The following is a 15,186-nucleotide window of genomic DNA, read 5'->3' on the forward strand; positions in this document are numbered from 1 at the left end:
ATGAACACTTCCCTTGGCCTCGGCGCTATGTCCGGTCGCCGTTCCCTTGTTGTGCTGACCGCCAGCCTGTTTTCCCTGTCCATCCATGCCGCCACGCTGACTCGCGATAATGGTGCAGCGGTAGGCGACAACCAGAACTCGCAAACGGCGGGGCCCAATGGCCCAACCTTGCTTCAGGATGTGCAACTGATCCAGAAGCTCCAGCGGTTCGACCGCGAACGTATCCCCGAGCGCGTCGTCCATGCCCGTGGCACCGGTGCCCATGGCGAATTTACCGTGTCCGATGATTTGAGCGACCTGACCAAGGCCAAGGTTTTCGCGGCGGGCCAGGTCACGCCAGTGTTCGTACGTTTTTCCGCCGTGGTGCATGGCAATCATTCGCCCGAAACACTGCGCGACCCGCGTGGCTTTGCCACCAAGTTCTATACGGCGGAGGGTAACTGGGATCTGGTGGGTAATAACTTCCCGACATTTTTCATCCGTGACGCTATCAAGTTCCCTGACATGGTCCACGCGTTCAAACCCGATCCGCGAACCAACCTGGATGATGACTCCCGTCGTTTCGACTTCTTTTCCCATGTTCCAGAAGCGACTCGCACCCTGACCGAGTTGTATTCAAACTCCGGGACACCAGCCAGTTACCGCGAGATGGACGGTAACGGTGTACATGCTTACAAACTGATCAACTCAAAGGGCGAGATCAGTTACGTAAAGTTTCATTGGAAAAGTTTGCAGGGCCTCAAAAATCTCGACCCGAAAGAAGTGGTGAAGGTACAAGGACAGGATTACAGCCATATGACCAACGATTTGGTCAGCCATATCAATAAGGGTGACTTTCCAAAGTGGGACTTGTTCGTCCAGGTGCTCAAGCCTCAGGACCTGGCCAAGTTTGACTTCGATCCATTGGACGCGACCAAGATATGGCCGGATGTTCCTGAGCGAAAAGTTGGGCAAATGGTGTTGAACCGTAATCCGGCGAATGTTTTCCAGGAAACCGAACAAGTGGCAATGGCGCCGGCGAACCTGGTGCCGGGTATCGAGCCTTCGGAAGACCGGTTGTTGCAGGGGCGGGTGTTTTCCTATGCCGATACGCAAATGTACCGGGTTGGGCCGAACGCGCTGCAGTTGCCAATCAATGCCCCCAAGGTCGCTGTCAACAACGGCAACCAGGATGGCGCGATGAATTTTGGCAAGACCAGCACCGGCGTGAATTACCAGCCGAGCCGCTTGATGCCCCGTGAAGAACAACAAGCGGCGCGCTATAGCCAGGCCGAGCTGACCGGTAGCACCCAACAGGCGAAAATCCAGCGCGAGCAGAACTTCAAGCAGGCGGGCGACCTGTACCGCTCGTTCAACCAAAAGGAGCGCAGTGACTTGATCGAGAGTTTTGGTGGGTCTTTGGCGACTACCGATGACGAGAGCAAGCACATCATCCTGTCGTTCCTCTACAAGGCCGATCCTGAATACGGGACGGGAGTGGCCCGGGTCGCCAAGGGCGACCTGGCGCGGGTCAAGGCGCTGGCCGAAAAGCTGAGCGACTGATCCGCTTATGGGAGCCGAGTGGGTTCGGCTCCCATAATTCGCAGTCGCATGGAGAGGTCATGATGCGTAAGTTCCTTTCATTGATATTAGTCACATGGTCATGGGCTGTGCTGGCCGATCAAGCTCCGACCGCCGGCGCGGATGAGGTGCGGGCACAGTTGCAAGATTATTATTTCGATGCCGCCCGCCGGGGCGATGTGCCGATGCTCGATACCTTCATCGAGGCCGGCTATTCGCTCGACACGCGGGATGAGAAGGGCTACACCGCGCTGATCCTGGCGGCGTATCACGGTCATGGCCCGGCGGTCGAGCGTCTGTTGGTCGCCGGGGCGGATGCCTGTGCCCAGGACGAACGTGGCAACACCGCGTTGATGGGGGCGATTTTCAAGGGCGAAGTGCAGATCGCGCGTCGTTTATTGTCCACCGATTGCAGCCCAGATCAGCGCAACGGTGCCGGGCAGACCGCCGCGATGTATGCCGGTCTGTTCAAGCGTGGCGAGTTGCTCGATGCCCTGAAGGCCAAGGGGGCCGACCTGGAGGCCAGGGATCCGCTGGGCAACACCCCGGCAGATCTGGCAAAGGGTGAAATCAGAATGCCGGCCCCGCGGTAAAGCCCGGCTGTTATCATCGCGGTTTTTACCCGGAGTTCAGATGGCCAAGGCAAAGCGCATGTACGGCTGCACCGAGTGCGGCTCGACCTTTCCCAAATGGGCCGGCCAATGCAGCGAATGCGGGGCCTGGAACACTCTGACCGAAACCATGGTGGAAAGCGGCGGCGCGGCGGCGCCCACCGGGCGTACGGGCTGGGCCGGCCAGCAGGCGCAGATCAAGACGCTGGCCGAGGTCAGCGTTGAGGAAATTCCGCGGTTCTCCACGGCATCCGGTGAGCTGGACCGCGTGCTGGGCGGTGGTCTGGTGGACGGTTCGGTGGTGTTGATCGGCGGCGATCCGGGCATCGGCAAGTCCACCATCCTGTTGCAGACGTTGTGCAATCTCGCCACGCGCATGCCGGCGCTGTATGTCACTGGCGAAGAATCCCAGCAGCAGGTGGCCATGCGCGCCCGACGCCTGGGGTTGCCCCAGGATCAGTTGCGAGTCATGACCGAGACTTGCATCGAAACGATCATCGCCACGGCGCGCCTGGAAAAACCCAAGGTCATGGTGATCGACTCGATCCAGACGATTTTTACCGAACAACTGCAATCGGCCCCGGGCGGCGTTTCCCAGGTGCGCGAGAGCGCTGCGTTGCTGGTGCGTTACGCCAAGCAGAGCGGCACGGCGATTTTCCTGGTAGGCCACGTCACCAAGGAAGGCGCGCTAGCCGGGCCCCGGGTGCTGGAGCACATGGTCGATACCGTGCTGTATTTCGAAGGCGAATCCGATGGTCGCCTGCGATTGCTGCGGGCGGTGAAGAATCGCTTCGGCGCCGTCAACGAACTGGGTGTATTTGGCATGACCGACAGGGGCTTGAAGGAAGTATCCAACCCCTCGGCGATCTTTCTGACACGCGCACAGGAAGAAGTTCCAGGCAGCGTTGTCATGGCTACGTGGGAAGGCACCCGACCGATGCTGGTGGAAGTGCAGGCGTTGGTGGATGACAGTCACCTGGCGAACCCGCGCCGTGTCACGTTGGGGCTGGATCAGAACCGATTGGCGATGTTGCTGGCTGTCCTGCACCGGCACGGCGGGATTCCTACGCACGACCAAGACGTTTTTCTCAACGTGGTGGGCGGAGTCAAGGTGCTGGAGACCGCATCCGACCTGGCACTGATGGCAGCGGTCATGTCCAGCCTGCGAAACCGGCCGCTGCCCCACGATTTGTTGGTGTTTGGGGAAGTGGGGTTGTCGGGAGAAGTGCGACCGGTGCCCAGTGGCCAGGAGCGGCTGAAAGAAGCGGCCAAGCATGGCTTCAAGCGCGCCATCGTGCCCAAGGGCAATGCGCCGAAGGAGGCGCCGGCGGGGTTGCAGATCATCGCGGTGACACGTCTGGAGCAGGCGTTGGATGCGTTGTTCGAATAGCACCGAGGCGGGTGCGGTCCACTGTGGTGAGCGGATTTATCTGTGGCGAGGGGATTTATCTGTGGCGAGGGGATTTATCCCCGCTGGGCTGCGCAGCAGCCCCAAAAAAGCGACCCCAATCAACCTGGCACACCGAGTTGTCAGGTTTAGGGCTGCTTTGCAGCCCAGCGGGGATAAATCCCCTCGCCACAGGGGGCACCGCTGGATTCAAATCTGGATCAACGCCGCCAGTTCCCGCTCCAGTTCATCATGGTCGGCCAGGTTCAGTTCCACCAATCGACGCAAGTGGGCGATGGAATCCAGGTCGATGTGCTCGCAGACGAAGCCCAGGTGGCCGTGGTCGTCGTGAGCCAGCCGGACTTCCATCTTGACCTCTGCCTCCGGGCTCAGGTGGATGTCTGCCATGAAAGGCGCCTCGGGGTCACCGAGCCAAGGCTGGGGCTTTTCGATCAGCAGCCCATTGAGGGACAGGTCCAGCAACTTCACTGGCCAGATGAAGGGCCCTTGGCTCAGTTCGGTCCTGGCATGGAATTCAATTCGTACGAAGCGGCGGCGTTCGCTCATTACCCATTCCCCCTGAAGATCCACTGACTATAGACCCAACTGGCGCGCCGTCGTTGTCGTTCGGTCAGTGGCCGACGAATGTCGGGGTATGGCCTTTACGCTGGTTAGCGCTAAACTCCAGTGGCTATCTTTCTTGTCCACCCTGGCTGGAATATAAAAATGAAAAACAATAATAGCCTGCTACGCCATCTGCCCTGGCTACTGCTGGCCGTCGTAGGAGCGTGCGCCCTGGGCGTCGTGGCATTGCGTCGAGGCGAGGCGATCAACGCCCTCTGGATCGTCGTCGCAGCCGTGGCCATTTACCTGGTCGCCTATCGCTACTACAGCCTCTTCATCGCCAACAACGTGATGCAACTCGATGCGCGCCGGGCCACGCCTGCCGTGCTCAACAACGATGGCCTGGACTACGTCCCGACCAACAAGCACATCCTGTTCGGCCACCACTTCGCGGCCATTGCCGGCGCGGGGCCGCTGGTCGGGCCGGTGCTGGCCGCGCAGATGGGCTACCTGCCCGGCACGCTCTGGCTGATCGCCGGCGTGGTGCTGGCCGGTGCGGTGCAGGACTTCATGGTCCTGTTCCTGTCCACCCGCCGCAACGGTCGCTCCCTGGGCGACATGGTGCGCGAGGAAATGGGCCGCATTCCCGGCACCATTGCGCTGTTCGGCTGCTTCCTGATCATGATCATCATCCTCGCGGTGCTGGCGCTGATCGTGGTCAAGGCCCTGGCCGAGAGCCCGTGGGGCATCTTCACGGTGATGGCGACCATCCCGATCGCGATGTTCATGGGCATCTACATGCGCTACATCCGCCCGGGCCGCATCGGCGAGATCTCGATCATCGGCGTGCTGTTGCTGTTGGGTTCGATCTGGCTGGGCGGGCAGATCGCCGCCGATCCGGTCTGGGCCAAGGCCTTCACCTTCACCGGAATCCAGATCACCTGGATGCTGATCGGCTACGGTTTTGTCGCGGCGGTCCTGCCGGTGTGGCTGATCCTGGCGCCACGGGACTACCTGTCGACCTTCCTCAAGATCGGCACCATCGTCGCCCTGGCGATCGGCATCCTGGTCACCATGCCCGAGCTGAAAATGCCCGCGCTGACTCAGTTCACCGACGGCACCGGGCCGGTGTGGAAGGGCGGCTTGTTCCCGTTCCTGTTCATCACCATCGCCTGCGGCGCGGTCTCGGGTTTCCATGCGCTGATCTCCTCGGGCACCACGCCCAAGCTGCTGGATAACGAAACCAACGCCCGCTACATCGGTTACGGCGGCATGCTGATGGAGTCCTTCGTGGCCATCATGGCGATGGTTGCCGCCTCGGTGATCGAGCCGGGCGTGTACTTCGCCATGAACAGCCCGGCGGCGATCGTCGGCACTGACGTGGTGGCCGTGGCCCAGACCGTCAGCAGTTGGGGCTTTGCAATCACCCCCGACGCGCTGCAAGCGGTGGCCAAGGACATCGGTGAGACCACCATCCTGGCCCGTGCCGGCGGTGCGCCGACCCTGGCGGTCGGTATCGCGCAGATCCTGCACTCGGTGCTGCCGGGTGAGAACACCATGGCCTTCTGGTATCACTTCGCGATCCTCTTCGAAGCGCTGTTCATCCTCACCGCGGTGGACGCCGGCACCCGTGCCGGGCGGTTCATGCTGCAGGATCTGCTCGGCTCGTTCGTGCCGGCCCTCAAGCGTACCGAATCCTGGACCGCCAACCTGATCGCCACTGCCGGCTGCGTCGCGCTGTGGGGTTACTTGCTGTACCAGGGCGTGATCGATCCGCTGGGCGGCATCAACACCTTGTGGCCGCTGTTCGGCATCTCCAACCAGATGCTGGCCGGTATCGCCCTGATGCTCGCCACCGTGGTGCTGATCAAGATGAAGCGCCAGCGCTACGTCTGGGTCACGCTGCTGCCGGCGAGCTGGCTGCTGATCTGCACCACCACCGCGGGCCTGATCAAGCTGTTCGACGCCAACCCGGCGATCGGCTTCCTGGCCCTGGCGCGCAAATACAACGATGCCCTGGCCGCCGGCCAGATCCTGGCCCCGGCCAAGAGCATCGAGCAGATGCAGCACGTGGTGTTCAACGCCTACACCAACGCAACGCTGACGGTATTGTTCCTGTTCGTGGTCTTCAGCATCCTGTTCTACGCGCTCAAGGTCGGCATCGCCGCCTGGGGCATGAAAGAGCGCACGGACAAAGAAGCGCCATTCCAGGCCCTGCCGGACGCTTGATAGAGGATTGCAACGATGTTCAATGACTTGAGTCGCCTCGGTAAATACCTCGGTCAGGCCGCCCGCCTGATGGTCGGCATGCCCGACTACGACAACTACGTCGAGCACATGCAAACCAAGCACCCGGACAAGCCGCTGATGGACTACGAGGCGTTCTTCCGAGAGCGCCAAGAGGCCCGTTACGGCGGCAAGGCCGGGCCCAAGTGCTGTTGAGCTGAGGCCCATCCCTTGTGGGAGCGAGCCTGCTCGCGATAGCGGTGGGTCAGTTAATGATGAATTGACTGACCTGACGCCATCGCGAGCAAGCTCGCTCCCACAGTTGTTTTGGGCTGGTCTCAGGATTTTTGTACACCACCGGTTCCCTTGTGGGAGCGAGCTTGCTCGCGATAGCGGAGTGTCAGTTGACGAGGATTTGACTGACCTGACGCCATCGCGAGCAAGCTCGCTCCCACAGGATCCGCTTTCTTTTTCAGGCATCAAGGAGATTCAGTTTGTCCTCTCCCATCCCGGTCACGATCCTCAGCGGCTTCCTCGGCGCTGGCAAGACCACGCTGCTGCGTCATCTGCTCAAGGCCGAGCACGGCCTGAAAATTGCCGTGATCGAGAACGAATTCAGCGATGCAGGCATCGATACCCAGTTGCTGGGCGAAGAGCCGGTGCAGGTCATGACCCTGGCCAACGGCTGCGTTTGTTGCACCATCCACACCGACCTCACCAAGGCCCTGTACTTGTTGCTCGAGCGGCTGGACAGCGGCGAGATCCAATTTGACCGCCTAGTGATCGAATGCACCGGTCTTGCCGATCCCGCACCGGTGGCGCAAACCTTTTTCATCGACGAGGACCTGCGTGAGCGCTACATCCTCGACGGTATCCTGACCTTGGTGGATGCCGCGCATGCCGACACCCACCTGGCCCAGGCCATTGCCCAGGCCCAGGTCGGATTTGCCGATCGCCTGCTATTGAGCAAGACAGACCTGGTCGACGCGGCCCATGTCGAGGCTCTTCGCGAACGCCTGATGCGCATCAACCGGCGGGCGCCGATTCGGGTGGTCGAACACGGCAAGATCGACCTGGCCGAATTGCTGGACATCCGCGGTTTCAACCTCAATGCGGACCTGGGCGCCGGGCTCAGCCTTCGTCCGGTTGGCAAGGCGACCACGGGCGATCGCATCAGCAGCCTGGTGCTGCGCACCGACAAGCCGCTGGACATCGACAAGCTCAGCGACTTCATGAACCAGTTGCTGGAAGAACACGGCAAGCAGTTGCTGCGCTACAAAGGCGTTTTGAACATCGCGGGCGAGTCCCGTCGGTTGGTATTCCAGGGTGTGCTCAAATTGTACGGTTTCGATTGGGACACCGATTGGGCGCCAGGCGAGGCCCGAGAAAGCGTTATCGTGTTCATCGCCGATGAACTGCCCGAAGAAAAGATCCGCGCCGGCTTCGAAGCCGCGCTCCACTGACCATCCACGCGTGGGGCGAGTGGTTTTCCAACGATAAAAAAACCGGCCACTGGGGCCGGTTTTTTTTTGCTACTGCTATCAGGCGCCGTATACCGGCAGCTTCTTGCAGATCGCCTTGACCTTCTCACGCACGGCGTCGATCACCGCTTCGTTGTTCAGGTCGGCCAGGATGTCGCAGATCCAGCCAGCCAGTTCCTTGCACTCGGCTTCCTTGAAACCGCGAGTGGTCACCGCAGGGGTGCCGAAACGCAGGCCCGAGGTGACGAACGGGGAACGTGGATCGTTGGGTACCGAGTTCTTGTTGACGGTGATGAACGCTTTACCCAGCGCCGCGTCAGCGTCTTTGCCGGAAATCTCTTGCTTGATCAGCGAGAGCAGGAACAGGTGGTTTTCAGTACCGCCGGACACCACGTCGAAGCCGCGCTCGATGAACACGCCGGCCATGGCCTTGGCGTTCTTCACCACTTGTTGCTGGTAGGCCTTGAACTCAGGCTGCAGGGCTTCCTTGAAGCAGATCGCCTTGGCCGCGATCACGTGCTCCAGCGGGCCGCCCTGGGCGCCTGGGAATACCGCCGAGTTCAGCTTCTTCTCGATGTCGGCGTTGGCGCGCGCCAGGATCAGGCCGCCACGTGGACCGCGCAGGGTCTTGTGGGTGGTGGTGGTGACCACGTCGGCGAACGGTACCGGGTTCGGGTACACGCCAGCGGCAACCAGGCCGGCAACGTGGGCCATGTCGACGAACAGGTAGGCCCCGACCTTGTCGGCGATCTCGCGAAAGCGCGGGAAATCGAGGATCTGGGAGTAGGCGGAGAAACCGGCCACGATCATTTTCGGCTTGTGCTCGAGGGCCAGGCGCTCGACTTCGTCGTAGTCGATCAGGCCATTGCCGTCGATACCGTACTGAACGGCGTTGTACAGCTTGCCGGAGGAGGAAACGCTGGCGCCGTGGGTCAGGTGACCGCCGTGGGCCAGGCTCATGCCCAGGATGGTGTCACCGGCCGACAGCAACGCCAGGTACACGGCGGCATTGGCCTGGGAACCTGCGTGTGGCTGGACGTTGGCGTAATCGGCGCCGAACAGCTGCTTGGCGCGGTCGATGGCCAATTGCTCGACCACGTCGACGTACTCGCAACCACCGTAGTAACGCTTGCCTGGGTAGCCTTCGGCGTACTTGTTGGTCAGTACCGAGCCTTGAGCTTCCATCACCGCTGGGCTGGTGTAGTTTTCCGAAGCGATCAGCTCGATGTGCTCTTCCTGGCGCTGAGCTTCTTGCTCCATGGCGGCAAAGAGATCGGCGTCGTACTTGGCAATAGTCAAATCACGGCTGAACATGGCGGTCCTCAAGGATCGGGGCAGAAAAGGGGGGCATTCTACCTCAACCGGTTTTGGAAGGCATATGAAAGGGCGTCATGTCTTGGACGAATGGGTTTCACGCAGGGCTCAGCGTCGCCTGTACCGGCCTCATCGCGAGCAGGCTCGCTCCCACAGGGATCTGTGGTGTATGTAGATTGCCAAGGCACCCAAAACAAGTGTGGGAGCGAGCCTGCTCGCGATGAGGCCAGTCCAGACACCAAAAATTTCAGTCGATCATGAACAACGCATCATTGCTGAACTGCGCTTCAAACCGATTCGCCGGCATCGGCCGGCCGAACAGGTAGCCCTGTACTTCGTCGCAGCCGTGTTCGCGCAAGAAGTCCAGTTGCTCGTGGGTCTCGACGCCTTCGGCGATCACCGCCAGGTTGAGGCTGTGGGCCATGGCGATGATCGCCCGGGCGATCTGCGCGTCCTGCTCGCCGGACGGCAGGCCGTCGACGAAGGTGCGGTCGATCTTCAGCACGTCGATGGGGAACTGCTTGAGGTAGTTGAGCGACGAATAGCCGGTGCCGAAGTCATCCACCGCGATACTCAGGCCAAGGTTTTTCAACCCGGCGAGGATCTGCATCGCCTCGCTGACTTCGCGCATCAGAATACTTTCCGTCAGTTCCAGCTCCAGGCAGGCCGGTGGCAGCCCAGTGCTGCGCAAGATATTGGCGATGCGTGTGCCGAGCTGGCCGTCGGAGAACTGCCGGGCCGAGATGTTGACCGAGACCTTCGGCACCCGGACCTTGGCCTGGTGCCAGGTCTTGAGCTGGCGACAGGCTTCGCTGATGACCCAGTCGCCGACGTCCACCACCAGGCCGAGTTCTTCCAGCACCGGGATGAAATCCCCCGGCGGCACCAACCCGCGTCGCGGATGGCGCCAGCGCAGCAAGGCCTCGGCGCCGGTCAGGCGCTTGCCGTCGCCGCTGAACTGGGGTTGGTAATAGAGCACGAACTCATTCTGTTCCAAGGCGTGGCGCAGGTCGCTTTCCAATTCCAGCCGCTCCAGGGCGCTGGCGTTCATGTCGGCCTGGTAGAACTGGAAGTTGTTCTTGCCGCGCTCCTTGGCGTGATACATGGCCGTGTCGGCGTTCTTCATCAATTGGCTGAGTTCGTTGCCGTCCTGGGGGCTGAGGGCGATACCGATACTGGCGGTGACGAAAAACTCGCGACCTTCGAGCACGAAGGGCCGGACGAGGCTGGCAAGGATCTGCTCGGCCACGGTGATCGCCCGGTTCAACGCCATCTCGCGAGTGGCTCGCGGTTGCAGCAGCAGGGTGAATTCATCGCCGCCCATGCGCGCCACGGTGTCGTCGTCGGCTACGCAGCCGAGCAGGCGCGTCGCCATTTCCTTGAGCATCCGGTCGCCAGCGGCATGGCCCAGGGAGTCGTTGATCGGCTTGAAGCGGTCCAGGTCGAGAAACATCAGCACGACCCAGGTCTTCTGCCGCTCGGCTGACTGCAGCGCGGTGTGCAGACGGTCCTGGAACAGCGTGCGGTTGGGCAGGTGAGTCAATGCGTCGTAGTAGGCCAGGCGATGGATGCGCTGCTCGCTGGCCTTGCGTTCGCTGATGTCGCTGAAGAAACACACGTAGCTGGCAAGGTCGCCTTCGTCGTCGAGCACCGCCGTGATGCCGACCCAGGCCGGGTAATGTTCACCATTACGGCGCTTGAGCCAGACTTCGCCTTCCCAGGTGCTGTGTTGTTGCAGTTGCTTGAGCACGTAGCGCAAATGGGCTTCCTGCTGCTCATCCACGGTCAGCATGGTGGGCAGTTGGTCGAGCACTTGCGATACCGCGTAACCGCTGACGCGACTGAACGCCTCGTTGGCTTGAACGATGTAGCCGGCCGGGTCGGTGATCAGGATCGCCGATGTCGAGTGCTCGAATACGGTGGCGGCCATGCGCAGGTCTTTTTCGGCGCGCCGCTGCTGGCTGATGTCACGGCCCACCCCCAGTACACCTTCGAACGCGCCATGGTCATCCCACACCAGCACCAGCCGCAGCTCGATAGGGATCTTGCGCCCATCGGCGCGCAGGCAGTCGAACAGATACAACTGGGTCTGCATCTGGTTGCGCAGCTCGGTCAGTTGGTCGGGCTTGTCGAGGGCCTTGCTGAGCCGGTCCATCAGGCTGTAGATGCCGGTCAGTTGTTGCGGGTTGGCGATGGTCGACTGCCAGCCGTTCCGGAAGATCGAGTCGGCGGTGTAGCCCAGCACCGCCTGGACGGACGGGCTGACATAGTTGAGCGACAGCTTGCTGTCGGTCGAGAAAATCACATCGCTGATGCTTTCGGCGAGCATCCGGTAGCGTTGCTCGCTGTCGCGCAGCGATTCGCTGGCCTCGATCTGCTCGGTAATGTCCTTGGCCACGCCGATGATCCGGGTCACCTGGTCGTAGCGGTCCCGGGCCAGGGCCTGTTCGCGGACCTCGAAACGGCGCCACTTGCCGTTGCGATGGCGGAACCGCAGCTGGCATTGCAGCAACTGCGTGTAGCCGCCGCGCCGCTGTTCCTGGCGCAGCGTGTGATAGTGATCGGCGTCGTCGCTGTGCAGCAGGATTTCCCAGAAATACTCGCCCATCTGGTGCAGTTCGGTTCGGTCGTAGCCGAGCGTCTGGCCCAGGTGGTGGTTGCTGAAGATCATCCGCTGGCTGATCACATCCTGCACATAAAGATGATCCGGAACGGTGCGCACCACATCGGACCAGAACCCTTCGCGTTCCAGTAGCGACAGTTCGATCAGCTTGCGGCTGGTGATGTCGCTGATGCTCAGGATGACCGCGTTATAGTCGTGCTGGGTTTCCGGCAGGCGCAACACCAGCCACAGATGCTGATCCCGGCCGTGGGCGTCCTGGAGCCTGATTTCCAGCTCCAGCTGTTTATGGGGATCGAGCAACGCTTCGAGCAGTTTCGAACCGACCGGGTTGTTGTCCTTTTCGGCGTTGCCAACCAGCAGTTGCCAGGCTTGTTGGCAGGAGTCGACATTGAGCAGCTTCAACGCCACCTGGTTGACTTCGGTGACGTGCACTTGCTGTTGCAACTGTTCGAGCTGTTGCGGAACCTGCAACCAGGCGCGCAATTGCTCGCCGTTGTGCAGGCCAGTCCTGGCAAAAAACGCCTTGAGGCCGGACAGGTCGAGCACGCAGAGGGCCACGCCGGTGCCCTCGAAAATGTCCTGATAGCGACGGCGCCCTTCGTGCAGCTGCCGCTGGCGTCGGCGCATGTTCAGCAGGGCAATGACCGGCAACATGGAAAACGCCAGGCCCAGCAGGCATTTGCCGATGAAGGCCGGAAGCAGCTGCTCGAGCACCTGGCGCCGGTCGAACAGCCCGCGCAGCTGCCAGTCGCTGCTGCTCAGGGGGACGGTCAACACCGTGTTGCTCAGGTCCTGCGGGGTCAGTTGGGACGGGGTGATCGTGGGCAGGCTTTCGTCGCGGCTGATGATCTGCCGATTGAGACGGTTCTCCACCAGCCACAGTGGCCGCAGGCCCGTATCGCCCTGTTTGGTCAATGTCGAAAAGAAACTCGGAGACAGGCGCAGCGCCCAGTATCCGCGAGAGCTGCCGCTGGCCTGGTGCAACAGCAGATGCACCACGGAGCCGTCCTCGGCATTGCTGAAATAGTGAGCCTGGGCGTGACTGCGCCGTACCAGTTCGGCCAGGTAATCCGCGTCCTGGCTATCCGCGTCACTGTCGCTGAGCACTCTGCCGGAGGGGCTCAGCAGCGCCAGGCTGCGCAATTCGGGCAATGATTGCTGGAGCTTGCGCAACAGCGCCTGCTGTTCGTCGGCGGTTTGCGGTTGTTCGACGATTGGTAGCAGATTGAGGGCTATTTGCGCGTTCAGGGCCATGTTCAGGCTGACTTGCGCGGCGAGGTCGGCCGTGTAGTCGATGGTGTATTGGCGCTGCTGCTGTTGGGTTTCGCGCAGTTGGTCAAGCAACTGCCAGAAGAGCAGCCCCAGCAACAACAGCACCAGCGAGGCCAGCCCGCCCTTCAATGTCCCGCGCAGGGGCAAGCCTGGCACGGCGACGGGTGCGCGTGGGGACGGGGGCGGAGTGACGTTGGACAAGCTGTAATCCTGCGGTTTGCTGGACTGGCGCGACGTCACTATAAGCCGGACGCCCGAAGGGCGGCTAGCATGCCTTGACTTGTGGCAAAGTGCCAGCCCTCGGCGGCTGGACCTGGACCGACGGTTGAGGTAGCTTTGCCGGTCAAACAAGAGCGTTCCAGCTCCGGATTCCCAGGCTCCATCGGCTCGCAGGCAGTGATCAACATCAACTGCCCGCGCCGCGCATGGCCTGGCTCGTTCTTTTCACTGTCACTGACGCTAGGTTCACCATGGCTCAATACGTCTTCACCATGCATCGGCTGGGCAAAGTTGTTCCGCCGAAGCGGGAAATCCTGAAAAACATTTCTCTTTCCTTTTTCCCTGGCGCCAAGATCGGCGTACTGGGCCTCAACGGCTCGGGTAAGTCCACGCTGCTGAAAATCATGGCCGGCGTCGACAAGGAGTTCGACGGTGAAGCCCGTCCGATGCCCGACCTGAACATCGGCTACCTGCCGCAAGAGCCACAACTGGACCCGACCAAGACCGTGCGTGAAGTGGTTGAGGAAGCGGTCAGCGTGATCAAGGACGCCCAGGCGCGCCTGGACGAGGTCTACGCCGCCTACGCCGACCCGGACGCCGATTTTGACAAGCTGGCCGCCGAACAGGCCAAGCTCGAAGCGATCCTGCAGGCCAGCGACGGTCATAACCTGGATCGCCAGCTGGAAGTGGCCGCCGATGCGCTGCGCCTGCCGGCCTGGGACGCGAAAGTGGAACATCTGTCGGGCGGTGAAAAGCGTCGCGTGGCCCTGTGCCGCCTGCTGCTGTCCGCGCCGGACATGTTGCTGCTCGACGAACCGACGAACCACCTGGACGCCGACTCCGTCGCCTGGCTCGAACACTTCCTGCACGACTTCCCAGGCACCGTGGTTGCGATCACGCACGACCGTTACTTCCTGGACAACGTCGCCGGCTGGATCCTGGAACTCGACCGCGGCGCGGGCATTCCGTACGAGGGCAACTATTCGGGCTGGCTGGAAGCCAAGTCCGATCGTCTGGCCCAGGAGTCCAAGCAGCAGTCGGCCCATGAAAAAGCCATGAAGGAAGAACTGGAATGGGTGCGCAAGGGCGCCAAGGCCCGCCAGTCCAAATCCAAGGCTCGCCTGCAACGCTTCGAGGAAATGCAGTCTCAGGAATTCCAAAAGCGCAGCGAAACCAACGAGATCTACATCCCGGCCGGCCCGCGCCTGGGTGACAAGGTCATCGAATTCAAGAACGTCACCAAGGGCTACGGCGACCGCGTGTTGATCGACAACCTGTCGTTCTCCATGCCTAAAGGCGCCATTGTCGGTGTGATCGGTGGTAACGGTGCGGGTAAATCCACGCTGTTCCGCATGCTGATGGGCAAGGAAACCCCGGACTCCGGCACCATCGAGATCGGTGAAACCGTGCAACTGGCCTGCGTCGACCAGAGCCGTGAGGACCTGGACGGCAGCAAGACCGTGTTCCAGCAGATATCTGACGGTTCCGACCAGATCCGTATCGGCAACTACGAAATCCCGTCGCGCACTTATGTCGGTCGTTTCAATTTCAAGGGCGGCGATCAACAGAAGTTCGTCAAGGATCTCTCCGGCGGTGAGCGCGGTCGCTTGCACCTGGCGTTGACGTTGAAGGAGGGCGGTAACGTCTTGCTGCTCGACGAACCGTCCAACGACCTCGACGTCGAAACCCTGCGTTCCCTGGAAGAAGCCTTGCTGGACTTCCCGGGCGCCGCCATTGTGATCTCCCACGACCGGTGGTTCCTTGACCGCGTGGCAACTCACATCCTGGCGTATGAAGACGACTCCCAAGCGGTGTTCTTCGAAGGCAACTACACCGAGTACGAAGCCGATCGCAAGAAACGCCTCGGCGAAGCCGCCGCCCAGCCGCATCGCGTACGGCACAAGAAATTGGCCTGATTCGGTCGGTTGC

Annotated in this window: 10 protein-coding genes; 7 read left to right on the forward strand and 3 right to left on the reverse strand. The window is 61.4% G+C overall.

Annotation, left to right across the window (positions count from 1 at the left end; translation table 11 throughout):
- From katB to radA, 3 genes are all read left to right on the forward strand, one after another.
- A complete protein-coding gene (katB, locus tag J3P92_RS04160) occupies positions 1-1,542 on the forward strand; it encodes a catalase KatB (RefSeq protein WP_434649977.1) in 1,542 nt (513 codons plus the stop codon).
- Positions 1,543-1,604: 62 nt separating this feature from the next.
- A complete protein-coding gene (locus tag J3P92_RS04165) occupies positions 1,605-2,153 on the forward strand; it encodes an ankyrin repeat domain-containing protein (protein WP_434651095.1) in 549 nt (182 codons plus the stop codon).
- A 40-nt stretch (positions 2,154-2,193) separates the two neighbouring features.
- Positions 2,194-3,561 carry a DNA repair protein RadA gene (gene radA, locus J3P92_RS04170; protein WP_030140305.1) on the forward strand — a complete coding sequence of 456 codons (1,368 nt, stop codon included), beginning with the start codon at positions 2,194-2,196 and terminating at the stop codon, positions 3,559-3,561.
- 207 nt (positions 3,562-3,768) lie between these two features.
- On the opposite strand, the gene J3P92_RS04175 is transcribed toward radA, so the two are convergent.
- On the reverse strand, positions 3,769-4,125 hold the full coding sequence (locus J3P92_RS04175) for a PilZ domain-containing protein (protein WP_434649979.1): 357 nt from the start codon (positions 4,123-4,125) through the stop codon (positions 3,769-3,771).
- Positions 4,126-4,284: 159 nt separating this feature from the next.
- On the opposite strand from J3P92_RS04175, the gene J3P92_RS04180 reads away from it, so the two are divergent.
- The 3 genes from J3P92_RS04180 to yjiA all read left to right on the forward strand — a co-directional run bounded on the left by J3P92_RS04180 (position 4,285) and on the right by yjiA (position 7,811).
- Positions 4,285-6,351, forward strand: a complete 2,067-nt coding sequence (locus J3P92_RS04180; protein ID WP_434649981.1) for a carbon starvation CstA family protein — start codon at positions 4,285-4,287, stop codon at positions 6,349-6,351.
- 15 nt (positions 6,352-6,366) lie between these two features.
- A complete protein-coding gene (locus tag J3P92_RS04185; protein ID WP_072390895.1) occupies positions 6,367-6,564 on the forward strand; it encodes a YbdD/YjiX family protein in 198 nt (65 codons plus the stop codon).
- Between the two features lie 278 nt (positions 6,565-6,842).
- A complete protein-coding gene (yjiA, locus tag J3P92_RS04190; RefSeq protein WP_420767660.1) occupies positions 6,843-7,811 on the forward strand; it encodes a GTPase in 969 nt (322 codons plus the stop codon).
- A 78-nt stretch (positions 7,812-7,889) separates the two neighbouring features.
- On the opposite strand, the gene glyA is transcribed toward yjiA, so the two are convergent.
- Complete coding sequence (gene glyA, locus J3P92_RS04195; RefSeq protein WP_230153609.1) at positions 7,890-9,143, reverse strand: serine hydroxymethyltransferase; 1,254 nt, start codon at positions 9,141-9,143, stop codon at positions 7,890-7,892.
- A gap of 247 nt (positions 9,144-9,390) precedes the next feature.
- Entirely contained in the window at positions 9,391-13,239 is a 3,849-nt protein-coding gene (locus J3P92_RS04200) for a sensor domain-containing protein (protein WP_434649982.1), read from the reverse strand.
- Between the two features lie 269 nt (positions 13,240-13,508).
- On the opposite strand from J3P92_RS04200, the gene ettA reads away from it, so the two are divergent.
- Positions 13,509-15,173 (forward strand): energy-dependent translational throttle protein EttA, encoded by a 1,665-nt coding sequence (gene ettA, locus J3P92_RS04205; protein WP_420767658.1) that lies wholly within the window; start codon positions 13,509-13,511, stop codon positions 15,171-15,173.
- Positions 15,174-15,186 lie beyond the last annotated feature (13 nt).

Origin of the sequence: Pseudomonas sp. D3-27, assembly GCF_051132165.1 — a bacterium.
Lineage (GTDB): Bacteria > Pseudomonadota > Gammaproteobacteria > Pseudomonadales > Pseudomonadaceae > Aquipseudomonas.